This window comes from Vibrio sp. PBL-C16, assembly GCF_034321865.1.
Taxonomy (GTDB): Bacteria; Pseudomonadota; Gammaproteobacteria; order Enterobacterales; family Vibrionaceae; genus Vibrio; species Vibrio alginolyticus.
This window is the reverse complement of sequence record NZ_JAXLNY010000002.1, coordinates 997,455-1,021,939: the sequence shown is the minus strand read 5'-3', so window position 1 is coordinate 1,021,939 and position 24,485 is coordinate 997,455. Positions and strand designations below refer to the sequence as shown.

Annotated in this window: 21 protein-coding genes and 1 pseudogene; 6 read left to right on the top strand and 16 right to left on the bottom strand. The window is 46.5% G+C overall.

All coding sequences use genetic code 11. The features are described from left to right. Positions 1-10 precede the first annotated feature (10 nt). Complete coding sequence (locus tag UQW94_RS12995) at positions 11-1,159, bottom strand: tetratricopeptide repeat protein (protein ID WP_225473331.1); 1,149 nt, start codon at positions 1,157-1,159, stop codon at positions 11-13. Between the two features lie 738 nt (positions 1,160-1,897). On the opposite strand from UQW94_RS12995, the gene UQW94_RS12990 reads away from it, so the two are divergent. Then, on the top strand, positions 1,898-2,512 hold the full coding sequence (locus tag UQW94_RS12990; protein ID WP_225473334.1) for a PolC-type DNA polymerase III: 615 nt from the start codon (positions 1,898-1,900) through the stop codon (positions 2,510-2,512). 104 nt (positions 2,513-2,616) lie between these two features. Here UQW94_RS12990 and UQW94_RS12985 read toward each other — a convergent pair whose 3' ends face one another. From UQW94_RS12985 to UQW94_RS12915, 15 genes and pseudogenes are all read right to left on the bottom strand, one after another. Beyond that, positions 2,617-3,159, bottom strand: coding sequence for a hypothetical protein (locus UQW94_RS12985; RefSeq protein WP_054824120.1), 543 nt, complete (start codon positions 3,157-3,159; stop codon positions 2,617-2,619). Between the two features lie 129 nt (positions 3,160-3,288). Continuing rightward, positions 3,289-3,981, bottom strand: a complete 693-nt coding sequence (locus UQW94_RS12980) for an ABC transporter ATP-binding protein (RefSeq protein WP_322142589.1) — start codon at positions 3,979-3,981, stop codon at positions 3,289-3,291. 22 nt (positions 3,982-4,003) lie between these two features. Then, positions 4,004-5,287, bottom strand: coding sequence for an ABC transporter permease (locus UQW94_RS12975; RefSeq protein WP_222133036.1), 1,284 nt, complete (start codon positions 5,285-5,287; stop codon positions 4,004-4,006). A gap of 2 nt (positions 5,288-5,289) precedes the next feature. Beyond that, positions 5,290-6,504, bottom strand: a complete 1,215-nt coding sequence (locus UQW94_RS12970; RefSeq protein ID WP_047010017.1) for an ABC transporter permease — start codon at positions 6,502-6,504, stop codon at positions 5,290-5,292. After that, positions 6,501-7,772, bottom strand: a complete 1,272-nt coding sequence (locus tag UQW94_RS12965; RefSeq protein WP_262630371.1) for a TolC family protein — start codon at positions 7,770-7,772, stop codon at positions 6,501-6,503. Before UQW94_RS12965 ends, UQW94_RS12970 begins: the two co-directional genes overlap by 4 nt. After that, entirely contained in the window at positions 7,765-8,898 is a 1,134-nt protein-coding gene (locus UQW94_RS12960; protein WP_322142265.1) for an efflux RND transporter periplasmic adaptor subunit, read from the bottom strand. The genes UQW94_RS12965 and UQW94_RS12960 overlap by 8 nt, the downstream gene beginning before the upstream one ends. 227 nt (positions 8,899-9,125) lie before the next feature. Continuing rightward, positions 9,126-9,686, bottom strand: coding sequence for a GNAT family N-acetyltransferase (locus tag UQW94_RS12955; RefSeq protein WP_213868106.1), 561 nt, complete (start codon positions 9,684-9,686; stop codon positions 9,126-9,128). A gap of 3 nt (positions 9,687-9,689) precedes the next feature. Then, on the bottom strand, positions 9,690-10,115 hold the full coding sequence (locus tag UQW94_RS12950) for a GNAT family N-acetyltransferase (RefSeq protein ID WP_161440840.1): 426 nt from the start codon (positions 10,113-10,115) through the stop codon (positions 9,690-9,692). Positions 10,116-10,134: 19 nt separating this feature from the next. Further along, complete coding sequence (locus UQW94_RS12945) at positions 10,135-10,890, bottom strand: class I SAM-dependent methyltransferase (RefSeq protein WP_086046926.1); 756 nt, start codon at positions 10,888-10,890, stop codon at positions 10,135-10,137. A gap of 25 nt (positions 10,891-10,915) precedes the next feature. Then, positions 10,916-11,547: pseudogene (locus tag UQW94_RS12940) on the bottom strand (class I SAM-dependent DNA methyltransferase). Positions 11,548-11,707: 160 nt separating this feature from the next. Then, on the bottom strand, positions 11,708-12,223 hold the full coding sequence (locus UQW94_RS12935) for a protein disulfide oxidoreductase (protein ID WP_033905715.1): 516 nt from the start codon (positions 12,221-12,223) through the stop codon (positions 11,708-11,710). Beyond that, positions 12,220-14,331, bottom strand: a complete 2,112-nt coding sequence (locus UQW94_RS12930) for a protein-disulfide reductase DsbD family protein (protein WP_137282251.1) — start codon at positions 14,329-14,331, stop codon at positions 12,220-12,222. Before UQW94_RS12930 ends, UQW94_RS12935 begins: the two co-directional genes overlap by 4 nt. A gap of 64 nt (positions 14,332-14,395) precedes the next feature. Then, a complete protein-coding gene (locus UQW94_RS12925) occupies positions 14,396-14,794 on the bottom strand; it encodes a hypothetical protein (protein ID WP_005376702.1) in 399 nt (132 codons plus the stop codon). 102 nt (positions 14,795-14,896) lie between these two features. Then, on the bottom strand, positions 14,897-15,499 hold the full coding sequence (locus UQW94_RS12920) for a response regulator transcription factor (RefSeq protein ID WP_025767241.1): 603 nt from the start codon (positions 15,497-15,499) through the stop codon (positions 14,897-14,899). Between the two features lie 25 nt (positions 15,500-15,524). Continuing rightward, the gene (locus tag UQW94_RS12915) at positions 15,525-17,357 is read right to left on the bottom strand and encodes a sensor histidine kinase (protein WP_137282250.1); all 1,833 of its coding nucleotides are present in this window, start codon (positions 17,355-17,357) and stop codon (positions 15,525-15,527) included. A 178-nt stretch (positions 17,358-17,535) separates the two neighbouring features. Between UQW94_RS12915 and dsrO the strand changes: the two genes are divergently transcribed. From dsrO to UQW94_RS12890, 5 genes are all read left to right on the top strand, one after another. Continuing rightward, positions 17,536-18,303: a sulfate reduction electron transfer complex DsrMKJOP subunit DsrO gene (dsrO, locus tag UQW94_RS12910; RefSeq protein WP_213870307.1), complete on the top strand. Its 768-nt coding sequence runs from the start codon at positions 17,536-17,538 to the stop codon at positions 18,301-18,303. After that, positions 18,300-19,430: an NrfD/PsrC family molybdoenzyme membrane anchor subunit gene (gene nrfD / locus UQW94_RS12905; RefSeq protein WP_322142264.1), complete on the top strand. Its 1,131-nt coding sequence runs from the start codon at positions 18,300-18,302 to the stop codon at positions 19,428-19,430. The genes dsrO and nrfD overlap by 4 nt, the downstream gene beginning before the upstream one ends. A gap of 17 nt (positions 19,431-19,447) precedes the next feature. Then, a complete protein-coding gene (locus UQW94_RS12900) occupies positions 19,448-22,540 on the top strand; it encodes a tetrathionate reductase subunit A (RefSeq protein WP_322142263.1) in 3,093 nt (1,030 codons plus the stop codon). Between the two features lie 277 nt (positions 22,541-22,817). Next, the gene (locus UQW94_RS12895; protein ID WP_370687796.1) at positions 22,818-23,381 is read left to right on the top strand and encodes a c-type cytochrome; all 564 of its coding nucleotides are present in this window, start codon (positions 22,818-22,820) and stop codon (positions 23,379-23,381) included. A gap of 8 nt (positions 23,382-23,389) precedes the next feature. Continuing rightward, positions 23,390-24,442, top strand: a complete 1,053-nt coding sequence (locus tag UQW94_RS12890) for a c-type cytochrome (protein ID WP_213871728.1) — start codon at positions 23,390-23,392, stop codon at positions 24,440-24,442. Positions 24,443-24,485 lie beyond the last annotated feature (43 nt).

Genomic DNA, 24,485 nt, shown 5'->3' with positions numbered 1-24,485 from the left:
TAATAATTATTCACCTATATATAGTACCTTTTTCTCCCATTTTATAACCTAGAGTAAAGCCCAAACTTTTAACAGGTTTTACTTTATAATTCTGAGCCGAACGTAGTGCTTTATCTATATCTTTTTTCGTTAGTTTATCAGAAATTTCTTTGAACTGTTTTTCTGCGTCTGGATGTTTGTTTTTTTTTGCCCAGTAAGACCATTTAAACGCTTCAATTAAATTCATCATCCCATTTTCATTATCACGATATAATTGCGCAAAGCCAAATTGAGAATATGGGTCATTGTATTTAACTCCCAATGAATACCACTCTATTGCTTTATCTATATTCTTATCGCAACCCAGGCCGTATTGGTACATATACCCAATTTTCCCCATCGCAACGCTTGAACCTTCTTTTACTGCGCTATAATATTTTTGAATAGCCTCTTTATAATTTACAACGTTGTACTTAGTTGATGAATAAATGTCACCAAGTAAAACTAATGCGTAGTGATCCTTCTTTTTGGCAGCAGTCTTAAGCCACTTAAGAGCCTCGTTGAGATCGTAATGGTCATCATCGAGATAAGTGTGTCCAAGAAGAAGCATTGCATCCGTGTCATTCTGATCTGCTGCCTTGTGTAGCCAATGCATCATCATTTTAGGGTTAGAGTACTCTTTTTCCATGGTATAAATCGCCGCAAGAGTTTTTTGCGCTTCTAAATCTCCAGATTCTGCTGCAATCGTGTGCCATCTCAACATTTCTGCTGAATCTCGACGAAAGTGTCCGTTTCCTTCATAGATTACGCCTAAAATAGCAGCGCAATCTACTTCTCCGTCAGCATATGCTTCCGTCAACCATTTGCTAGCTAACCGCCAATCCTTTTTAAATTTTTCACCACTAAAATACAGGTAGCCAAGTTCTTTCTTTGCCTCCGAGCTTCCCTTCAACGCTGCCTTCGTTAACCAATTTACTACTAGCTTTTTGTTATACTTAACACGCCTTCCATGATAGTAACGTCTCGCTAAGATAATTTGAGCCACACTAGACCCCTTTATCGCTAAGTATTTAAGAATATCAATCGGCAACGCAACAACAAGTAATTTATAAATAATATTGAATGTTATTTTTAGCCTAAACATGACTCTTTGTAATAAATTAACATCACGTTTTTTCATTGTTATCTAAATTTCTCCAAGGTTAAATCCTCCGAACTTCATATCAAACTTAATAGTTATTAGTAATATTGAACTTCAACATTTACCTATATCTCTTTCAACTTGTTAAGTACAGGTAAGCATCTGTAGATGATAACCCAAAATTGACCGTGTTTGTGTTGGTTTCACTATGCAAGATAACTTTTTGTCAGGCAAAATCACGTCAGCAACATATAATTGAGTAAAAACACTCTGTAGAAAAGAAACACTATTGAGCTAGAAAGTATAACGGGTAGAAATACAATCGTGTTTGGTGTTCCACCGGCACATCTATGAATATCTATTTGTAACTTTTTCAAATTTAGTAAGTCATGATATTGCAACGTTATTTGTGGACACCAGCGTAATGGTTAAGATTGCACCAGTTAAAAGATATGATCAAAGTGGGTAAGTGCCGTTTCATTAAAAAGCACAGAATAATCATTGCTGACCAGATATCAGGATAACTCGCCACCCAAAAAGGTAACTTTGAACAGACAAACACCCACAGTGAGAGTTTGAATCGCTTTAGGTTACATTTTATGAGGGCAAACGAACGCACCAGATTTTGTAGGGTGTTTTATCTAGTGGGCAATCTAAAACTCAATGTCTAACTGAGCTTCCGTAAGTTTCTCTCACTACTAAAGCTTCTCCCCCTCCTTCCCTTTTCCCACACTTTCAACGATACTCTTGCGCCCTATTGTTCAGTTGGAAAACTTCATGCCTCAAGCTAACTCCGTTGTCGTACTCGACTTTGAAACCTCAGGTCTGTCTCCGAATATGGGGGATCGCGCGATTGAAATCGGTGCGGTTAAGATCGTCGATGGTGAGGTGGCCGATAGTTTTCAGCAACTTATGAATCCTGGCTTTCGTGTTAGCTCATTTATTGAGGGCTACACAGGCATTACCAATAACATGCTGCGCACAGCGCCGAGCTGCGATGAAGTGATGGCATCGTTCAGTGAATTTATTGCGGGTGAGAACCTTATCGCGCACAACGCGTCTTTTGATAAGCGCTTTCTGGATACGGAACTGGAGCGAATCGACTGCGGCTACTCTGGTGAGTTCGCGTGTTCTTTATTGGTAGCAAGACGCCTTATTCAAGATGCGCCGTCACACAAGCTGGGTGAGTTGGTTCGTTATAAGAACATCGAAAACGACGGTGTATTCCACCGCGCGTTAGCCGATGCACAGGTAACAGCAAAACTGTGGCTGCTGATGGTAGAAGAGCTTGAGCAATCGGGCATCGCAGCGCCAAGCTTTAAGTTTATGCAGACGGTAAGTAAAACAGCGAAAGGAAAAGTGGAGCAGTTGCTCTCTAAAAATCGGTTTTAACCACACGAGATATAGACAAAAGTCGATTGCTTTTGATAGGAATCGGATTATTAAATATAGAAAGCGATTGCTCACATTAACATCGCTTTTTATGTATTTAATAACTACTGTTTAGTGTTATTTAATCTCAAAATTTTGTTTGCCAGCTTTATTTGACCTGGAAGGTAAATCATTTGTAATAAACTTGGAACTGAAAATATCAAAACAGCTTTCAATAGATTCCAAATAACATCGTAATCACCAGGAGTAAATTTAAGGGCTGACATTAAAAAAGCCAGAACAATAAATGCATAACAAAACTTTTGAACAAACTCATCAGGATACCAAGAGTACGTTATTTTCGTTTTATTTTTATCTTGTTCTAGTTTACATCGAAGCTCGCCGCCAATCTCTCGCCCTGCAACAATTGAGCTGGAGTTTATAAACTCACGATCATTGAATAGCCGGTCTTGATGTGCTTCAGAACTTCGAGAAGTTTTTCTTTTTACTATTAAGATATTTTTCTTTTTCTTAGTCAAGTAAGCACCTTCACTAGGGTTACTCTCATTCAAATAAAAATAATCAGTATTGTTTAACCGAGAAAGGATCTCTTCTATTGGTTCATCGCTATATTTTTCACTTCTATAAAGTGCGTGATTGATATGCATTACAATATTACAGCCTTGTTTAAAATTGAGATGTAAATTCTAAACAAGGATGACTAAAACACCACTTCCAAAGTAACCATTTTCATAGGTAAATTATCTTTATTTTAGTAAAGTTCCAAACTGTAGATATCACTCCGGCACCCAATCCGAAATCACCTTACCATCTTTGATCGTGATGATGCGTTTGGTGCGTTCTGCGAGGGCGTTATCGTGCGTCACGATGATTAAGGTTCTACCTTCGGCGTGGAGTTGGTTGAACAGAGCTTCGATCTCAGCACCAGATTTTGAATCCAATGCACCCGTTGGTTCATCCGCTAAGATGATTTGCGGATCGTTGACCAAGGCTCTTGCAATCGCAACTCTCTGCTTTTGACCACCAGAAAGCTGGTTTGGTTTATGGTCTAAACGATCCCCTAGCCCGACTTGCTCTAACAATTTGGCGGCGCGCTGGCGACGTTCTTTGGCTTTGATGCCAGAGTAAACCAACGGCAGTGCCACGTTATCAAGCGCCGTCGCGTATTCCAATAAGTTAAAGCTTTGGAAGACAAACCCGATCTTTTGGTTACGAATGCCAGCCAACTCATTCGCACTTAAACTTGCTACGTTTTGGCCGCCAAGTTGGTACTCGCCATCGGTGGGCTTATCTAAACAGCCGAGCATGTTCATTAGCGTTGATTTACCCGAGCCAGACGGGCCAAGAATCGAAAGAAACTCACCTTGATTGATGGTTAAGTCTACGCCGTCGAGCGCACGTACTTCCGCCTCTCCGCTTGAGTAGTATTTGCAGATGTTGGTTAGCTCAACAAGCGGCTGGTTCGACATGTTCTTTCCAGAGTTATTGTTGTTATTCACTTTGTAGCGCCTCCAATGGGCTGACTTTTGCGGCTCGGTTTGCAGGTAACCATGCAGATGCCACACCAATTATCACTAAGGTGAGGATGACAATCGCGACAACGACCCACGACAACTCAGGGACAGGTTTACCCAGTTGTTCATAAAAGGCATTGCCCTCTAAAGGAATGGAACTGATGGCAGACACCAGCGCGTACGTCACGCCTAAGCCAAGCGCGCCCCCCATCATCATTGTCAATAAAGACTGCACTAAATAGTGCATGCGAATGGCCGTTGGGGTTGCACCGACCGCCATGCGCACGCCGATATCACGCGTAGATCGCTTTACGGTGGCATACATCACATTGGCGATGCCAACGCCAGCAACAGCTAACGTCACGAAGCCGATAATGCCAAGAAAACTCTGCAAACCTATCAGAAACTGCTGCATACTCTTTTGTTTAAGGAACATATCATCGACTTGGACGACCTGTTCATCACTGACACTTGCCCCGTGCTTACGGGCAATCACTTGCCTGATCGTCTTTGCTAAGGCTTCTCGGTCTACATCGGCTTGTGGTTGCACATTGATGCCACCAATTTCACCGTTGACATGAAATCGCTTCCACGTCGCTAACGGCACAAAGCTGGAATAGTTGATAAGATCCCCCAGTTCTATTTGGGCGCTGTTTTTCTCCAATACGCCCACAACGGTGAACTGCTCATTGCCGATTTTTACCTTTTGCCCAACAGGGTTGACTTGCAATGTGACTGTCGCAAACCAACTAAAGTCCTCATTCGGGTTGAATAAGTCGGCTGCCAGTTCATAACCCAGTACAACGACTTTGCGCGTCTCTTTTTGATCGAGTGGATTTAACCATCGTCCCCCCGCCATCGGCACCAAATTGGTCATGGATTGAAACTCGCTCGTGACTGCTAACGGCTCTTGCCATGAGCTTCTGTCACCAACGGTGATGCGCTCTTTCCACTTCGCAGTTGGCGCAACGCTTTTTACATCGGGTAATGCTCGAACGATCTCTGAATCGTCCATTTTTAACGTCAGAAACTTACCTTGGTGAAAAGCACCGTGGTCGACGGTGGCCATCCCTCCGGTCAAATAAATCAAGTTGCCGTTACCATTTTGTGCGGTTTTCAATACCCCCTGACGAATGCCCTCACCTACCGCCAACATAGCAGCGATACAGAGGGTCGCCCACGCTACAGCCAGAATGGTCAAACCCAATCTCAGCTTTTCTGCGGCCATTTCTTGGAAAATTTGTCTCATCGGTAACAACATGACTAGGCCCTCGCACTCAAAGCAATGACTGGCGTGAGACGCGATGCTCGCCTTGCTGGGAAATACGATGCCATCAATGCCAAGATAAGCGTCACAAGTAAAGACCAAGCAATGGAATCTGGCGTGATCACAGGTAAACCAATCCATTCCGGTAATGCCATGCTGCTTAGGACAGACACCACGGCATACGAAAACATCAGACCTAATGCCGTGCCCACAGCTACCAAAATAAGCCCTTCAAGAATAAACTGACTGAGTATGGATTTTTGAGTCGCCCCGATCGCCAAACGCACACCGATTTCACGCGTGCGCTCCGTGACAGATAAAAACATGATGTTGGCAACGCCAAGCGCACCGACCGCCATGGTCATCGCGCCGCTCGCTCCAAGAAAAATCTGAATGCCACGCAAAATTCCACTGATGACCGCCGCACCTTCACTAAAATCGGGTAATTCGACCGCATCTTTATCACTTGGGTCAAAATGAAGCTGCTTGGCGAAAAAGTTCACGATATTTTGTCGAAATGACGATGCATCCATCCCTTCTCTCGGCTTCATCAATACCATCCAAGGTTTCGCATCCCACAAATCGCGGTACGTTGTTTGAGGAATGAAAACCGTGCGGCTATCGCCGAATGAAATGCCAGTGTCCTCACCAACGGTTATCCCAATCACCAAAAACGGAATGCCGTTGACTTTGAGCCTATCCCCGATTTGGATTCCGCCCATTTGCGCAATTTGATCGCCTAACACCGCCACGCGAGTGTGGTTGTCCATATCACTTGGTGACAGGTTTCTCGAACCGGATTGCAGCTTGCGTTGCATTAAAGGAAAGTAAGACGTATCAATACCGCTGACCGTACTCGATAAATTCTGTCCTTTGAGATTGGTGATATTCGCATCCCATTTGGCGTAAACGCTTGACGCCTGTTGCACGAAGCCCGACTGTTTGATCATGTCGACTTTTTCTTGTGGTATATCAATTTGGCGTCTTGAAGGTAACCCTTGCCACGGTTTACTGGTACTCGACGGAAACACCACTTGCACATTGTTGATCATAAATGAAAACGACTGAGTCTGATGGCGATAAAAGCCTTCGCCAAGTGCGATTAACACCACCACAGAGATCACGCCCCAAGCAATCGCGATAATGGCTAGCACGCTCTTCATGCGATGCGCCATCAACGTTTGCCAAGTTTGCTGCAACAGGCTGCTCATGAATGAAAAGCCCGAGAGATCAACGCCATGGTATCGTCATCGAGTTTCCCTGCGGTTTGCAGTAAGCCGATTCTCTTACGCCAATAGCTGTACAAGTTGGTTTGCAGACTGTTTTTCGCCTCAAACAAGCTGTTGTGTGCACTGATAACTTCCGACACTTCAAGCAGACCAGCGTCGTAAAGTTTCTCTTTGCTTTGCAACACTCTGGCGCGCGACTCAACCAGCTCGTTCGCTATCAAAACTTGATTCCAGTTGATATCGACCTGCGTAAACTGCTGAATAACTCGTTTCTGAATATCAATTTCCACTCTACGCATATCTTGCTTGGCGTTTAAAATGTTCAACGATGCTTCGTCCACTTTCGCTCGCACTGCACCATTGAGGTCAATCGGCAAACTCAAACTAATCCCAGCGTTAAACTCGCCGTTTGAACGATTGTCACCATCGCTGTAGCCCACACTGCCTTTGACGGTTGGGTAGTATCCACCTTTAGCTGAATCTTTCGCGAACTCGCTCGCTTTCACCATCTGCGCCGCCACCAACAGCTCTGGACTGCTGTCTTTAGCCAGCTTTAGCCATTGCTCCTGAGAGTTCACTAGCATCGGCGGCTGAATCAAAGAATCCGTTCGAATTTGGTCGACACTCTCGGGCATTTGATTGATTAACGCCGCAAGATCTGCTTTTTTCACTTCGAGATCGGCTTTTGCATTGAGGATACTTGCTTGCTCAGAGACTTGATTCGCTCGCATCTCTTCAACATCAACCGACTTCACTTTGCCTGCTCGATAGCGTTTCTCGATGATGTTGAGAAGTTCTTTCCCCTCCTCCAGCTTGGACTGCGCCAATTTGAGGTCGCCCTGTGCGCTTGCCACATCTAGGTAAGCGGTGAGCAACGTCTGCGCAAGCTCGTTATGCGATTGAGATAGCTCTAACTGTGCTTTGAGATAATTGGCATTCGCTTGATCCAGTTCCGACCATAAACTGCTATCCCAAATAGTTTGAGATAAGGTTGCGCCGTAACTGTTCGAATGGCTTGAGGACTCATTCCAATCCGCTGACGCACTGGCACTTAAACCCGGCAATAACGCACTGCGGCTACTCTGTACGCCAACCTCGCCAAGCTGGACGCCGATTTTCGCTTTTTCGTAATTTGGATCGTTCTGCTTTGCTTGTTGCCAAGCTTGTTCAATAGAAATTGCGTAGGTCGGCAAACTGAGCGTGGCAGCCAACAATGCAAAGGCGATTGTTGATCGTTGCAGCTTAACCATGCGCCGCTCCCATCATACTGTTGTCGATAACCTCTTCATCAAGCTCCACGCCGTCAAGCACTTCGACATTGATGCCATCTGACAGACCGAGTTTCACAGGTTGTTTATGAAACCCTTGTTCTGAGCTATCAGGGATCAGAACATTCGGTGCGTCACCATCAAATTGCAGAGCGCGCTCCGGTAGCGTGAGCACGTTTTCAGACTTCTTCAGAATGATTTGAGCCGTCGAAGAAAAACCAGAACGAAGCAACACATCTTGTGGGATCTTGAGTTCTCCCACTTCAACCTCAAAACCGTTATCAAAACTTTTTGCCGAAGCGTTGCCTTCTGGTGAGTTAAGGTTTTCAGATTGAATCGCCACTTTGGTTAGCGCACCAGAAATCGCCACATCAGGATAAGGCGCAACCGTCAACATAACGGGCATTCCCGGAGACAACTGCGCAGCATCATGCTCACTGACGCTGCCTTTAAAAATCAGACTGTTCATGTCGGCCAATGACATCATTTCAGTCGCGGCTTGGCTTGATTGAGTCGAGATGATCGGCTCTCCGACCTCAACTTTCTGGTTGAGTACCGTGCCATCAATTGGCGCGTAGATCGTCGACGTTAAACGCGCATCTCCGATCGACGCCTCACCACTGCGGATGAGTTCGAGATTCTGGCGCTTTTGCAATACGTCCGCTTGCGCAGATTTGACTGCCGAGCGCGCACTTACGTATTCGTCGTAGTTACTTGGAATAATGTCCTGCTTGACCAAGCTTTCTAAGTTGGACAGTTTTTGTTTGGCGGACTCCAGATCGGCTTCGCTACGCATGAGTTCTGCCGATGCATCCGTTAATGCTTGGGGAGTTGGGTTTGGACGCACTTTGATCAGCGGTTTGCCTTGCTTCACCTTTTCACCAACTTTCGCGTAAATTTCACCGACGATACCGTCGATTTGTGACTTGATAGACACAGAGTGTGCAGGGACAATTTTACCAACAGCCACCGCTTGTTTTTCAATCGTGCCTTTTTCCACAATCAATGTAGGCAGTAATTCTGGTTGAGCGGCAGATTGGAGATAGAAATACGTACCACCGCCGAGCAGCGCAATGCTCACAGCGGAGACAAGCCAACGTTTCGTCATTATTTATTCCAACAATTATTGGGTAGTCTAATGACTACTCCTAAAACACAAAGTTGAAGGAATAATATCCTGCTTTAATAGCGGTTTGGTTGTCACAGTTGGTATGGTTTTGTCAGTCGCCTCTGACAATCAAAGACTAAAAAACTTCGAAGAATCATTCAGCAAAGGCGCTGTCTACGATGGCGACTGACAAGCTCTGTAACCGCTCGTTTCAACCGCTATCAATTTCATTCTGAACAATGTGCAAAATGGCGCTGTTCGATATCCTCCAATCGCATATCCATACAGTCTTGCGCCTCACGTCCTAGAGCAGGAAAAACTGCATGCGCTTTTAAAATGCCTTGGCTGATAAAGCCGCATTTCTCCAACACACGGATACTCGCGTGGTTGCCAATATGCGGGGCGGTGCGAATGCGCGTTATACCCAAGCTTTGCAGGTAGACAACGCCAAGTTTGCAGGCTTGGGTTGCATAGCCTTTTCCCCGATAGCGAGCAGAAATACCAAAATGGATTTCACTGCTGTCTTGCTCAGGTATCAGCACCAGACAACCAATAGGAGTTTGAGAAGTGAGTTCTTCAATAGCGAAGACTAAGAGATTGGGAGACTTTTGATCATATTGAGCACACCATCTTTCGATAGCTTCAAGGGTTTGATTAACATTTTGGTGGGCTTGGCGATTGAGGAAGCGGCATGCTTTCTCATCGCCTAAATAGTTTTCAAACAGGGGAGCAGCGTCTGTTGTTTTGAGGTATCTGATTGCCACTTGTTGAGATTCAACTCTCATCATGATTTAGCTCTGATAAACATTCGGTTTCCAGATTTGCATAAAGTTTTCTACTGGAGCAATAGGAGTGAACCCAAACTGTTCGTACAACCCATGAGCATCGCGGGTTGCAAGCATCATACGGCGTAAGCCTTGTAGTTCTGGATGAGCAACAATTTCTGAGATCAACCACTTACTGATGCCTTTACCACGGTGTACCTCCATAACAAACACATCGGCAAGGTACGCAAACGTGGTACGATCGGTAATTAACCGAGCAAAAGCAACGAGTTGATTTTCATCATCCAAAACCGCGAAACAGAACGAATGGCGCAATGACTTCTCAAGGCGTTCTCTTGGAATGCCCTTTCCCCAGTAACTGTTTGAAATGAACTCGTAGATAACGTCTAAATCCATGTCATCTAACGACGTAGTAATTTGAAATCCTTGCATTGTATCCCTCAACATTGATTTATATTTTCTTAGCCACACAGACAAGCGAGTTGGCATTCGCCTCAAATGCTTGCGCTGACCAAGACTGGTACTTCTCTATGATTCTGAATCCCGCTTGTTCAAGGAAAACCTCTATGTCTTCCAGCGGACGATATTTTAAATCAATGCTGGAATACTCAATCGTTCCACCTTCAAAATGGCGCTCTTTCTTCAAATACATGATGGATGTTTGCAAGTCATACTCGGCCTTCATACCTAAATAATTCACTTCACCATAAGTAGGAGAAACATAGGTTTGCCACAGTGCCATCTCATTATCCAGTTCTAGATTCTCTGGCGTTGGTAACCGCGTATCGAAGACAAATCGCCCACCTTTTTCGAGGTGTCTTGATATTGAGCTCAGTGCACCTGCTAGCATCTCATCACTTAAAAAGGCTTGGAATGCATTCCCTGTCATTATGGCTAGGTCAAACTTCTTACCTAACGAAAACTGGGTTGCGTCGAGATGAAGAAAACGCAAGTTACTCCTGCTTTTGGCTTTGTCCTTTGCATGTTTGAGCATCCCTTCAGAAATATCAATGCCAATGGCTTCGTTGAGTTGCTCAGAGACTGGAATCGTGACAATACCGGAACCACAACAGACATCCAATACACTTCGAGCATTGGTTTCTTCGATTAACCTTGTGATGAAAGCAATGTCGTGATGGTAATGCTGGTCGTATTGAGCATCGTATTCAATTCCAGACCCGAACTCGGTTAAATCTTGTGTTTTCAAAAACAATCCTTGTTTGTTACTTATTTCAGCGGTGTGACTTTTTCAGCTCTAGCATCAAGTATCGACACACATAACCAACACCAGATACGTAACCAATCACATTTTCTAGGGAAACCACTTCCAACCCAGCTTGCTGACAGAGTTGCTCAACTTCACTTTCGGTATATGCCTTATGCACGACCGATCCACTATAAGTATTTCGAGGCAAATCTTGCCCATCCGGATCGTGGTATTGAAAGCTGATAAAACATCGTCCATTCGCAGTTAGCTTATGCGAAATGCACTCCAGAAGTTGTTGAGGCTTTGCTAGAAACTCAGTAAAACCAAGTGCGGTGATAAGGTCGAAGGTTTGCTCAAACAAAGGGAAAATGGCTCATCGAGATTATGAACCGCGACACTTTGATAGAGGCTAGTTTGGCGCGCTTTATCAACCATTTTGGACGAGATGTCTAAGCCATGGATGGCGAGTTCTGGATAGTGACTTTTTACGACATGGCCGATACTGCCAGTCGCACAGGCTAGGTCGAGAACCGAGCCTTGCTCGATGGGAAAGGTTTTTAACTTCTCAGAAATCCAACGTGGACCGACGTAGTGACTGCCATCCACCAACTTTTGATAGCGATCCGACACATCATCATACATTTTTGCTACGTTCATCGTTTCCTCCTTGATAACCAGAACGATGCTCGAATGTAGCACGCAATAAGCATCTAGACACTTATTAGTTAACTAGTTCTTTATGGTATGTGACCGACTGGTTGTTTAGGACAACAAAAAATCCGATACTCAATATTTTGAATATCGGATTTTTATAGCGTTATCGAGCTAACCAAATTCTCGCTAGTATTCCTATAGGAGTAGTAACGCCAGTTGTGACAGAGGAAATTTCACCATTTCTTAAAACATAAATGGTTGGGGTCACGCTAATTTTCCATTCGCGCATAATATCGCTTGAAGGATCGTTTATGTTTTCGAAACGATATTCTTTTGCCCTCATAAACTGCGCCACACGCTCATTCGGTCCCGACGATCCAGAAACGCCAACTACGGTGTAGTCATCACTCAGCCAACTCACGCTTGGGCTTACAAATTTACAAGCGGGACACCAAGTAGCCCAAAAATAAACAACGACAGGTTGTTCATAACTTTGCGCGATTGCATCGAAGTATTCACCATCGCTCAATACGGAGCTCAATGGTGGAGCCTCCTGTTTAGGAATATCTTTGGTGCGATACCAATCCATCGCGATAGAAATCGCGGTGACAATGAGCACCATCTGTACGATTTGAACGAGCCAATATCGGAATGTTCTACGCTGCTTTGTCGAACTCATTGAATGGTTCCCCCACTCGCTTGTTTCACCGCGCTTAAAACAACATCATCAGTCAGAATAACAGGTAACGGGATACCTTGTGGCGCCGCCGGGCCATAGACGATGTTAAACGGCACACCGTAACGCCCATGAGCTCGTAAAAAGTCCGTTACCGAGCCGTCCGGATGTGTCCAATCCCCTTTTAACGTCGCCACATTAGGGCTTTGCAGCAATGAGTAGACAGGATCTTGCCAGATCACGCCGATCTTGTTCGCTTTACACGTGACACACCAATCCGCAGTGACATCCACAAACACCACTCGCCCATTATTGACGTGCTGTTCTATCGCCGAGTTAGAAAGCTTCTGCCACGCTAAGTCCTCAGGAAGCGGTGTCGCCCATTGGTCGGCAGTGATACTACCAAGTAGCAGCCCGCCAGCAATTAAGATAAGCGATGCAGAGCCGGATAGCACGAGTGCTTTATCGCCATGAACGCGTTTAACGCGAATCATCAGAACAATAAACGCGACTAAACCGGCGAAAATGACCCAAAACACTGGGAGGTGATTGGCCATCAAAGACAGTAGCCAAACGCTGGTGGCCAACATCATCACACCAAATACGTTTTTGACCACGTTCATCCACTGACCCGGCTTCGGCAATTTAAGCGCAATACTTGGGAAAATTGCCACCATAATCCAAGGCAACGCCATCCCCAACGCTAAGGCGGTGAAAATAGCAAACAGCGTAACCACATCGGCACCCAAAGCAAACGCCACGGCCGTTCCTAGGAAAGGCGCAGAACACGGCGTAGCAAGCAAGGTTGCAAACATCCCTTGCACATAGTGTCCAGCTAACGAGTTGTCGCCTTTCGAGGCCAGCCATGTATTGGTACCCGATGATAGACGGACTTCAAACAGCCCCAGCATATTGGCCCCAAACAAAGTGGTGACCAACACCATCAAACCTAAGAACCAAGGGCTTTGAAATTGCACGCCCCAGCCAATGGCATTACCTGTTAGCTTAAGCACCAAAATAAAACCAGCGAGAATCCAGAACGACGTTAATATACCAAGTGACGAGGCAACAAACTGAGCGCGAATTTGACGACGCTCGATACCTTGAGCGGCAACAATACTACTTAGCTTCATCCCCAAAACCGGAAGAACGCAAGGCATAATGTTAAGAATTAAACCGCCGAGCAACGCGAATAGAAAAACACTCGTTAGAGACGTGCTCGGCAACGGTTCAACTATTGCCTCAGCAGTTGCTTGAGTGGTTTCTTCTGCTAGTAAATTGGTGTCTTTGATGGTCACAAACAGCGACTGACCATCTAACTCCACATCGCCCAGCCAAGTATCAACGATATAGCTCGCGGTGACGATGTTTCCTTCTTGATGCATTCCTTCAAGCTTGAAGCTATAGTCTCGCGTTGCTTCATCGACACCATCCACCAGCACTTGTGGTTGTTGCCAACCCTGACTGTTCTGTAGCTTGATTTGTAGTTTCGATTGGTTCACATCCCAACTCGCCTGAGTAACATCAATAAACGGCGATGGCTGCGGCACGTTACTCACTGCTTGAGCGTAACTGAACATCACGCCTTCATCGACTGTTAGATCAGAAGGCAAGAACGTCAATTGAATTTGATAGTCGGTCAGCACACAAATCGTCGTACAAGAAGAAAGTGTCAGTACCGCATCAATCGTGACAGGTTTGGACATGTCTTCGACGTGCAGCGTCATGGGGAACAAAGTATCGCCTTTATACCCAAGAGTCTCGATACCTAATAGTTCGAATTTTTGTGGGTGCGGCCATTGCCAATCCACTTTGGATAAATTTTGTGAATTTTGCCAATCAATAGATGGTGCTACGCCGCCCTCACCAGGTGAACGCCAGTAAGTTTTCCAGTCTCCGGTTAACTTGACATCCAAATAACCTGTAAGTGTTTTGGCTTGCGGATCTTGTTGACCAGTGAGCACAAAGCGCGTTTGCACTGGAGGATGTTGTGGGTTGGTTATCCAACCTGTATCAGTAGTTTGAGCTGAAATACTCAGAGAGAGCAAACTCAAAGCAAGCGTCATAAAAAACATGAACGCAAACTGAGTCAGTTTAGTAATTTGATTCATAGTGATTCCTAGTTAAAAGACAAAGGTGCTAAATAACTGACGCTAGTGGTCAGAAAGCACGCTTTTATTCTCGGAACACACAGAAAGTCAGATGGACTCGATACTTACGGCCTATCGGTTCCGTCCAATGTTGCGCACCAATATAGGCACTGCACAACCAAATTGCCGAAGCAAAAAGACCGACAAACAGAACAACAATAAATACATCGAGTTGATGTTGAGAAAACTGAATTAACTTTTCAGACAATTCGCACTTGCTAGTTTCTTTAGTATCAATCGACTTGACGCTCGAACGCTCATCAGCAAGTGAAACCGCGGGCGATTCCGTCTCATATTTCATAGAGCATGACGATGCAAAGCCTGAATTTTGCATCAGACACACAACGACCACCCAGCCAATAATCGCCAGTAGCCATTTTGCCCGCTTATGTGGCGTGTGATGTCGTTTAGTCAACAAACTCATAAGAATTCAGATAAAGTAAGAACGAAGAAGATAATACGCGAGTCGTCATAAAGCTCAAGTTGTATCCTCTAAATAGCCTTAAGAGGCTTCACTCGGTAAGCTTTAATCTAGCTTGCCATAAATATATGCCAACTCTGCGACGGTTTTTGCCGAGAACTTCTTCAATAGATTAGCTCGGTGTACTTCAACCGTTCGCATTGCTATGCAAAGTTCGTCAGCAATACGAATGTTGCGCTTTCCTTCAATAATCAAACGTAAAATGTCTTTTTCTCTAGGTGTGAGCGATTCATAAGCCGATTTAGCTGCTGCCATATCGAGGTTTGTGGCAGACTGCGCCTGTCCCTGCAAAATGGCTCGTGCCAGTTCATCGCCTTTGACTGGTTTTTGGAAGAAATTGACCGCCCCAGCTTGCAATGCATCGACCGCCATCGGAACATCACCATGCCCTGTCAGATAAATAACGGCTAGCGGGCTGTTGGCTTGATTTAAAATTTGGTGCACTTGCTGGCCACGAAGGTTGGGCATTCGGCTATCAAGGATCACGCATCCGGCCTGATGAATGTTCACTTTATCGAGAAAAGATTGCCCATCAGCAAAAGTCGTCACGTTGAAGTCATGCTCTTCCAACATAAAAGCGAGCGAGTCACGCACCGATTCATCATCATCGACTACAAAAACAGGTAGCTGCTTTTCACCGCTGCTCATTGAGTGCTCCTATGCCTAGTTCAGATTAGTTTTGATATGGAAACACAAGCTCAACCAAACAACCATGTGGTGCTATCGAGCTGATGACAAACTCGCCACCATGCATTTCCATCACATCGCGACAAATGGCTAACCCCAGCCCAAGCCCTTCTTCTTTGCTACTCACAAACGCTTGAGTCGGATTCTCTTGCTGCAACCCTGTACCATTGTCTAACACTCGAATAGAGAGTTGACTGATTTGGTAATCGCAATGCAGGGCAATTTTACCTTGATAACCTGATGAGTGATATTTCTCTTGGAACAAAGTACACGCATCAATCGCGTTGCTGATCACATTAACTAAAACCTGTTGTACGCCAACTGCATCGACAAGTAATGGACGAATGTTCCCTTCTGTACTGGCCATAATCGAAATGTTTTGCTTCTGCATTCTAAAATGGAGCAACTCAATCGTGTCATCAATGAGTACTTGAAGATCGCACGACGTTTTGTCGACACTGCGCTTGCGAATCAACGTTCTTAATCGCTGAATAATTGCATCGGCTCTTTCAACTTGGCCCTGTATTTTCTCAAGCACAGGGACAATATCTTCATGAGGGCGCTTTTTGGCCAAGCGAAGTAAACCGCCTTCACTATAATTGCGAATGGCTGCCAATGGCTGATTGAGTTCATGAGCAAGACTAGTGCCGATTTCTCCGACAATCGCGACCCTTTGTGAATGTTCTAACTGTTCACTTTTCTCTTTTAATCGTAACGATGTCTGCTCCAACGCTTGCTTACTCTTGCTAAATCGATACTCAAGCCAAAAGTGGTACGCGTTCAACACAATCACAAACATGAACAGCGCCCATGCCCATTCTTGATGACTACGCAGCCAGCGTAGAGCCTCACTCCACCAAGGTTGTTGCAACGGATGGAGATCCAACGCCTGATACAGTTTGTCGATACTCAGCAAGCTGACGGGGGACGTCCAACCTGACGCGCCTGCCGCAATAACCGCAGGGTGTTCAGGTGGCATCGCTAACAATACTTGCGCAATCTGTTTGGCAATCTGAGATGAGCCGCGCTCTGTTTTGGCAAATGACCAGTTCGGATAAAGCGGTGTGGAAACAGCGCATAACGAACGCTCGTTCGGCTGTTGATTTAAAACTCGGTAATTACTCGGTTGTAAAAGCCCTTCGCTTAGCATCTGTTCCAATAAACAAGCAGGGACAACGGCCGCTTCCACATTGCCATCACGTAATTGATACAGGTTGGCATCAATAGGAAAACCAAGATAGCGGACATCAGAAAAGAAATCGTTTGGATTAAGACCCATTTTGACTATTTGATAGCGCATCGTGAGATAACCACCAAAGGCTTTTTCTGATACCGCTGCAACGGGACGTCCTGAGACATCTTGCACCGTTTGATAACTTGAATTGGCTCGAACCACAAGCGCCGAACCAATGCCGTAATTCGAGTTTTGTGGTGCTCTGCTGGTTAGCGTTGCCATCCACGACAGCGCGTATTGCCTGCCCAATCGCACTGCCTGACCTGGGTTGGTTAAGATGAAATCTATCTTCTGAAACTTCACCGCTTCGCCCATTTCATCCAAGTTAAGGGGATGAAGGACAAAATGCACATCGGAAATTTGCTGATTGAGCCAATCAATGGTCGGTTGCCATCTCTGCTCAGCATAAAGATGACCACGTATCGCTAACACGCCCACTTCGACTTTTTGCTTGGCCTGTGGCTGCTCTGCTTTTTGCTCTTGCATTCCTTGCAGATCTGCTTGTTCAGAAACTGCGCCCTGAGCCAAAGATGCAAAGGCAACTAAGCAAAGAATCCAAAGCTGAAGCCACAGTGCTTTTTTCATGATGAGTCGAATCGTTCCGTCAAGAGAGTACGACAAGAATAACAGCTACCTTCCCTAAACCACATTTGTTTTAGATCAAGTTTGATCTGGGTATGTGGAAATCCACAATATAAGCCTCGCGGCGCATTTCTCACAATGGAATCAGTCAATTCAAATACAACAAAAAAGCAGGTGAGTTATGGATTCCACCAAACGTCGCTTTCTCAGCGCGGTCACAGCCGGAGCCGCGTTAATTCCAGTCGCAGGCATTGGCACGGCAACTGCGGGAAACATTATTCGAAATAACCAGTCCGCTGACCGAAAAGGACAAGTCGGCAAGCGTTATGCCATGGTGGTGGATTTGCGTAAATGTGTCGGATGCCAGGCTTGCACTGTGGGTTGCAGCATCGAGAACCAAGTGCCTATCGGTCAATTCCGAACCACCGTAAAGCAATACGAAGTTACGTTAGATGATGGCTCTACAGCCACGCGAGAAGCGAAAGCCTTTATGCTCCCTCGCCTTTGTAACCACTGCGAAAACCCACCCTGCGTGGCTGTGTGTCCGGTTCAAGCGACCTTTCAGCGCGAAGATGGCATCGTCATGGTGGATAACAGTCGCTGCGTCGCCTGCGCGTATTGCGTACAGGCTTGCCCTTACGATGCGCGTTTTATCAATGAGGACACCCTCACCGCAGACAAATGCACCTTCTGCGCTCACCGTCTAGAACAAGGCCTATTACCTGCCTGCGTGGAAACCTGTGTTGGCGGAGCACGTGTAATTGGTGATTTGAATGATCCATCAAGTGAAGTTCGCCGCTTAATTGCGAAGCACCAAGACGATATCAAAGTGCTAAAGCCCAATGAAGAGACCAAGCCGCATGTGTTTTACATCGGCATGGATGAACGCTTCACCAGCCACATCGACGGGCAGCCAGCTATTTACGACCCACAAGGAAAGCGCGCATGAACATCACCGAAGTGTTAGTCCAACCTCAAGCAATGGCTTGGCTCCCGTGGGCGGTGCAGTATTTCTTCTACATCGGTTCGGCTTATGCGGCTGCTGTTTTATTCCTAATCGCCCTATTATTTGAAAAACACACCAGTCACAGACTGCGCGCTGCGCTTGTTCTGACGCTGGCCATCGGCGCCATCGTGGGGCCATTAGCGTTAACTGGCGACCTTCACCAACCGGGACGCGCATGGCATTTTTACGCACACATCACTCCGTGGTCATGGATGTCTTTAGGGTCGCTTTTCTTGCCTGTTTTCTCAGGTTTAGCGGTAGTGACTGCATGGCTGTATCTCCGCGAGGATCTGATCAAATTACGTAATCAGCCAGGGAAAGTACTGCCTCTAATTTCAAAGCTGTCACTGGGTGACTGGGCGCTCTCTCGTAGAGTCATGCTTATGGTATCTGTTATCACGGTGCTATCAGGCATCACCATTGCAGTCTACACAGGCGCTGAAATTGCAGTCGTTAAATCGCGCTCTTTATGGCACCAACCCGCGTCGCCGGTTCTTTGGTTTGTCACTGCGTTTATGAGCGCGGTCGGATTTTCTCTGTTGATTTGGCTCTTGCTGCCTAGTCAGTCAAAGACGCTGACATCTGGCGATACTAATTTACTTAAAAAATCAGTGGTTACCAGCGGTGTATTAACGCTGATACTGCTACCGATTTGGGCATCCAACAATTCCGCATTTTCGCTCTATTCTAGCGAACAATGGATGCACAACATTGCCCTGCTCACTTTTGTCGTTTTAGGTTGTGTTTTGCTCGCTTTCATCTTCTTGCGCGATACCAAAAAGTCCGCATCAGCCAGATTTCGTCACGTCATAGGGCTCAGTTTTGTGTCTGCTGCCGCACTGGCAAGTGCATGGCTGATTCGCTGGTTTACCATCATGGAAGTGCAAACCATCGCCAAGTTCGATGCAGGGCTGTATCCATACCAACTCACTATGGATGGAAATGGCTGGATAGGCATTATCGGCATGCTCGGATTATGGCTTGCACTGGCACTGCTCGGTTCGGAGCTGGTTCAGCCAAAACAAAAGATCGAAGTAAAAGCCTCATCACTCACCTTAACTGAACGCTAATCAAAGAGGATTTCATCATGGATAACAAACGCCGTCAGTTTTTGAAATCAGGCATTGCAGTGGGTGGGCTTGGCGCATTCGCTGCGGGTTACGCCACCACCACCAAACACATGGTCGAGGGTGCGCTCGAAGGCACTGCGGGAGAAAAAACGCGTGATATTCACCACGGTAACTCGCTTGAACCAGAGTACACGGTCAACAGCAAAGGCAACCTAATCCCTAATCCAAATCAGCGCGTTGCGCCATCGATGTGCTTTGGTTGTTGGTCACTGTGCGGATTGCGTGTACGCATTGATAACCGCAACGACGAGATTTTGCGTATTACTGGCAACCCATATCACCCACTCTCTCATCAGCAACACATTCCGTTCGAAACGCCAGTCAAAGGTGCTTATTTAAGTTTGGCAGGAGAAGCGGGCCTTGACGGTCGTTCAACAGCATGCGCACGTGGCAATGGGATGCTAGAAATTCGCAACAGCCCGTACCGCATTACTCAGCCACTGAAACGAGTTGGAAAACGCGGCGAAGGAAAATGGATTCCGATCAGTTACGAACAACTGATAGAAGAAGTCGTCGAGGGCGGTGATTTATTTGGTGAAGGTCATGTGGATGGCTTACGCGACATTCGCGATTTAACAACGCCCGTTGATCCTGAAAACCCAGAATATGGACCGAAAGCCAACCAACTGTTAATGACCAACGCCGGTAACGAAGGCCGAGACGACATATTCAAACGCTTCGCGTTCAACAGCTATGGTACGCGTAACTTTGGGCATCATGGCTCTTACTGCGGCTACGCATTTCGTGCTGGCAGCGGCGCATTCATGAACGATTTAGATAAGAACGCGCACTTGAAGCCAGACTTTGATAACGCGGAATACATCATCTTCATCGGTATGTCACCAGCTCAAGCGGGTAACCCTTTTAAGCGTCAGGCGCGCCAACTCGCCAATGCGCGAACAGAAGGTAGCTTGGAATACACCATCATCACACCAAGTTTGCCTGCTGGTTCATCGAGCTTGGCTGCCGGTGACAACAACCGCTGGGTACCAATCAAACCAGGCACCGACTCTGCCCTCGTGCTTGGCATGATCCAGTGGATCATCGAAAACCAACGCTACAACAAAACCTTCTTGGCGCAGCCGGGGGCAAACGCGATGAAACGAGCCGGCACCGCGCACTGGTGTAATGCTACGCATCTCGTGATAAGCGATAATCAGCACCCGAGAAACGGCACGTTTTTACGCGCGTCCGACTTGAATCTGCCATTCGAGGGCGAAGCGTTGTCTGACTCCGACCCGTACGTCATCGTGGATGAGCAAAGCGGCGAATTTGGTGTTCATACCCAAGCTGAGGAAGCGGCACTGTTTGTCGATAAAACGGTTTCGCTTGCATCGGGCGAAGTGCGCGTAAAATCGTCTCTACAAAGACTCAAAGAAGAGGCGTTCAAATACAGTCTTGAGTTCTACAGCCAACAATGTGAAATCCCTGTCGAACAAGTTGTTGAACTAGCAAAGCGCTTCACCAGTCACGGAACAAAAGCGGTGGTCGATACCCACGGTGGCAACATGCACACCAATGGGTTCTATAACTCGTTTACCATCATGATGCTCAATGCGTTGATTGGTAACATAAATATGAAAGGCGGCGCGATGGCCAAAGCGGGTGGCTACCCAACTTCCGCTGCGGGTCCTCGTTACGACTTCACCAAATTTGCTGGCAAAGTCGGCCCGAAAGGCGTCTTTTTGTCGCGCAGTAAATTCCCCTACCACAAAACCAGCGAATACAAACGTCGCGTTGAGGCAGGAAAATCCCCTTACCCAACTCGCGCACCTTGGTATCCGTTTGCAGCGCCACTGCTGACAGAACACCTATCTGCGGCTATTGATGGTTATCCATATCGCGTTAAAGCGTGGATCAACCACATGGCGAACCCGATGTATGGTGTACCCGGTTTGAAAACGCTGCTGGAAGACAAGCTTAAAGATCCAAAGCAGCTCGGTTTGATTGTGTCTATTGATGCGTTCATTAACGAAACCACCGCATTGTCGGACTATATTGTGCCGGACACGGTCACCTACGAAAGCTGGGGGATGGCAACGCCTTGGCACGACGTTCCGGTGAAAACCGTCACCGCTCGCTGGCCGATTGTGGGAGCGCGAACAGAGAAAACCGCCGATGGTCGTTCAATTTGCTTAGAAAACTTTTTGATTGATGTCGCCAAGAAAATGCAACTAGGCGGCTTTGGTGACAACGCGATTCAAGATGCGCAAGGGAATTGGCACGCCCTCCACAGCGCTGAAGATTTCTACTTACGTTCCGCGGCAAACTTGGCTTATGTGAAAGGCGGGGTGCCTGAAGTTTCGGCAGAAGACATTGCGTGGTCCGGCCTAGAGCGTTTAATGCCAGCCATGCAGAAGACGCTGACAGCGGATGAGATGAAACGTGTGGCGTTTATTTTTGCTCGCGGTGGACGTTTCGAAAATGCAACCGAAGCGTATCAAGGTGAGCAAATGAAGCACAAATGGACACGACCTGTCGCGATATGGAATGAACGTGTCGGCAGCGCAAGAAACACCATGACCGGTGATTTCTACACGGGTTGCCCAACATGGCATCCACAAAAACTGGCCGATGGCACACCAATGGAAGACCAGTTCCCAAGCTCAGAATGGCCTTTCAGCCTGACGAACTTTAAATCCAACATTCACAGTGCGGTATCCAACCTATCGCCAAGGTTGAACTCGATTAAAGGCGTAAACCCAGTGTACATCCATCCAATCGATGCCGAGCGCGCAGGCATTAAAACGGGTGATGAGTTTGTTATCGAGACACCATCTGCAAGCACCAAAGCACTTGCGATGATAGTCAGCGGGATTCGCCCTGGCACACTCGGATTTGAACATGGGTTTGGTCATACCGAGCTAGGACAACGCTCGCACTGGATCGGCGATAAACAACAACCCGTAAAAACACGCAGCCAAGATGGCGTCAATATTAACGACATTGGCTTAATTGACCCTACTCGAGAAGGCAAAGGCGTGTTGTTGGATTGGGTAGTGGGCGCGGCGGCACGTCAGTCCCTGCCAGCCAAAATCCGCAAAGCGTAACGCCGCACGTTAAGACGTCTCTACCACTTAGAGCTGCCGATTTGTGCAGCTCTTCACCACTTTGTTTTTATCGCTTATAGAACAACCAATAAAAACAAATACGGCCATTTACACTTATTAAATATGTGGAAATCCACAATACCTTTCATTATTGACAAGGCCGACAATATCGTCCATGTGACTACCAAGTAGCACTTAGACATATTAATAAAAATTAAAGTGAGTCAGCATGTCAAAAATTCTTCCAGTGGTGGTGGCCTGTTTGTTAGCAACCACTATGGGCGCAAGCGCCTCGTCTATTCCGGAAAAAGCCAGCGTATGTAGCGGTTGTCACGGCCAAGATGGCATGGGACAGCCAAATATCGCGCCGATGATCGCTGGTTTAAACGCGAATTATCTCAACACTCAAATCGAACTATTCCTTAGTGGCGAACGCCAAAATGTGGTCATGCAAGGCATGGCGAAGGAACTCAGCGATCCCGCAGACCGTAAGGAAGTTATGGAGTACTTTGCTAACCTCCCGAGCTATGAGTTCACGAATCCAGAACAACGCGGCGACCAAGCTGATATTCGTAACCCGTATCGTAAATTAATTTTCCAAGGCGATTGGGATAGAAATATTCCAGCTTGCGCAACTTGTCATGGAGCCAGCGGTATGGGCGTCGACAAGTTCCCTCGCCTCGCAAGCCAACATGCTGATTACTTAAAAACGCAATTGATGGCATGGAAAAACGGCACTCGCAGTGGCGACCCGCTCAATATGATGGGGACCATCGCAAAAAATCTCACTGACAAAGAGATCGAAAATCTTGCTTACTACTTTGCCTCATTACGTTACTAGGAGCAGTCATGAAACGTTTCTATTCTTTGTTCGCACTGCCTTTCATTTCTACGCTCGTACTAGCTAGCGATCCATTACCGGACCGCCAGAAAGAGCTACCTGCGATAGAAAAAGAAAATCACGGTGAATACTTAAAACCGCGTGATCTCAGCACAATCCCAAACACCGCATTTGGTGAGCAAGTAAAACGCGGTTACTCGCTCTTTGTTAACTCACAACAAATGCGCGGAAAATACGTTGGCAACGAACAAAACTGTGTGAACTGCCATATGGAGGCAGGACGAAAAGCAAACGCTGCGCCACTGTGGGCAGCTTACATGGCATACCCGGCATATCGTAAGAAAAACGATCGCGTAAACAGCTATGCTGACCGTATCCAAGGTTGTTTCGAGTATTCCATGAACGGTAAAGCGCCCGCTTACGATTCGACAGAAATTGTTGCCCTTAGTGCTTACGCCTACTGGTTAGCGATGGGCGGCTTGCTTGACAAACATGGTATGGCGGATGAACCCATTCCAGAGCTAGACGCAAAAACGTTGCAAATTGGTGGAAAAGCAAAAGACTTCCCGTTGCCCGAAGCCATCGCACAAGCATTACCAATTGAAAAGCGGGGTAATCTCTCTGGGCGTGGCTACCCAAAAATCAACGCCCCTGAGCAAGAACCATCAATAGAGCGAGGCGCACTGGTCTACGAAAAGAACTGTGAAACTTGCCATCGCGCCGACGGTTCTGGCATCAAAGACACCAACGGCCACTCATACATTCCACCACTTTGGGGCGAATATGCGTATAACTGGGGCGCAGGTATGCACCGGATTAACACAGCGGCCTATTTTATTTACGAAAACATGCCGCTTGGGAAAAGTGTCCAGCTGACAGAGCAAGAAGCTTGGGATGTCGCAGCATACGTTAACAGCCATGAGCGCCCACAAGATCCTCGATTCAAAGGCAATGTCACCGCAAACTCGGAGAAATATCACCAGCACCAAGGCTATTACGGCAAAACGCTCAACGGTACGCAAGTCGGCTCCAATGCCTTTAAGAGCGGAACGGTCAAGTAAAGTACAACTAAGCACCTTAAATAAAATGCTCTTTTTCCCTGCT

Coding starts and splice junctions, on each gene's coding strand:
- UQW94_RS12995 (WP_225473331.1), bottom strand. CDS start 1,159: ATGAAAAAACGTGATGTTAATTTATTACAAAGAGTCATGTTTAGGCTA.
- UQW94_RS12990 (WP_225473334.1), top strand. CDS start 1,898: ATGCCTCAAGCTAACTCCGTTGTCGTACTCGACTTTGAAACCTCAGGT.
- UQW94_RS12985 (WP_054824120.1), bottom strand. CDS start 3,159: ATGCATATCAATCACGCACTTTATAGAAGTGAAAAATATAGCGATGAA.
- UQW94_RS12980 (WP_322142589.1), bottom strand. CDS start 3,981: ATGTCGAACCAGCCGCTTGTTGAGCTAACCAACATCTGCAAATACTAC.
- UQW94_RS12975 (WP_222133036.1), bottom strand. CDS start 5,287: ATGTTGTTACCGATGAGACAAATTTTCCAAGAAATGGCCGCAGAAAAG.
- UQW94_RS12970 (WP_047010017.1), bottom strand. CDS start 6,504: ATGAGCAGCCTGTTGCAGCAAACTTGGCAAACGTTGATGGCGCATCGC.
- UQW94_RS12965 (WP_262630371.1), bottom strand. CDS start 7,772: ATGGTTAAGCTGCAACGATCAACAATCGCCTTTGCATTGTTGGCTGCC.
- UQW94_RS12960 (WP_322142265.1), bottom strand. CDS start 8,898: ATGACGAAACGTTGGCTTGTCTCCGCTGTGAGCATTGCGCTGCTCGGC.
- UQW94_RS12955 (WP_213868106.1), bottom strand. CDS start 9,686: ATGATGAGAGTTGAATCTCAACAAGTGGCAATCAGATACCTCAAAACA.
- UQW94_RS12950 (WP_161440840.1), bottom strand. CDS start 10,115: ATGCAAGGATTTCAAATTACTACGTCGTTAGATGACATGGATTTAGAC.
- UQW94_RS12935 (WP_033905715.1), bottom strand. CDS start 12,223: ATGAGTTCGACAAAGCAGCGTAGAACATTCCGATATTGGCTCGTTCAA.
- UQW94_RS12930 (WP_137282251.1), bottom strand. CDS start 14,331: ATGAATCAAATTACTAAACTGACTCAGTTTGCGTTCATGTTTTTTATG.
- UQW94_RS12925 (WP_005376702.1), bottom strand. CDS start 14,794: ATGAGTTTGTTGACTAAACGACATCACACGCCACATAAGCGGGCAAAA.
- UQW94_RS12920 (WP_025767241.1), bottom strand. CDS start 15,499: ATGAGCAGCGGTGAAAAGCAGCTACCTGTTTTTGTAGTCGATGATGAT.
- UQW94_RS12915 (WP_137282250.1), bottom strand. CDS start 17,357: ATGAAAAAAGCACTGTGGCTTCAGCTTTGGATTCTTTGCTTAGTTGCC.
- dsrO (WP_213870307.1), top strand. CDS start 17,536: ATGGATTCCACCAAACGTCGCTTTCTCAGCGCGGTCACAGCCGGAGCC.
- nrfD (WP_322142264.1), top strand. CDS start 18,300: ATGAACATCACCGAAGTGTTAGTCCAACCTCAAGCAATGGCTTGGCTC.
- UQW94_RS12900 (WP_322142263.1), top strand. CDS start 19,448: ATGGATAACAAACGCCGTCAGTTTTTGAAATCAGGCATTGCAGTGGGT.
- UQW94_RS12895 (WP_370687796.1), top strand. CDS start 22,818: ATGGGCGCAAGCGCCTCGTCTATTCCGGAAAAAGCCAGCGTATGTAGC.
- UQW94_RS12890 (WP_213871728.1), top strand. CDS start 23,390: ATGAAACGTTTCTATTCTTTGTTCGCACTGCCTTTCATTTCTACGCTC.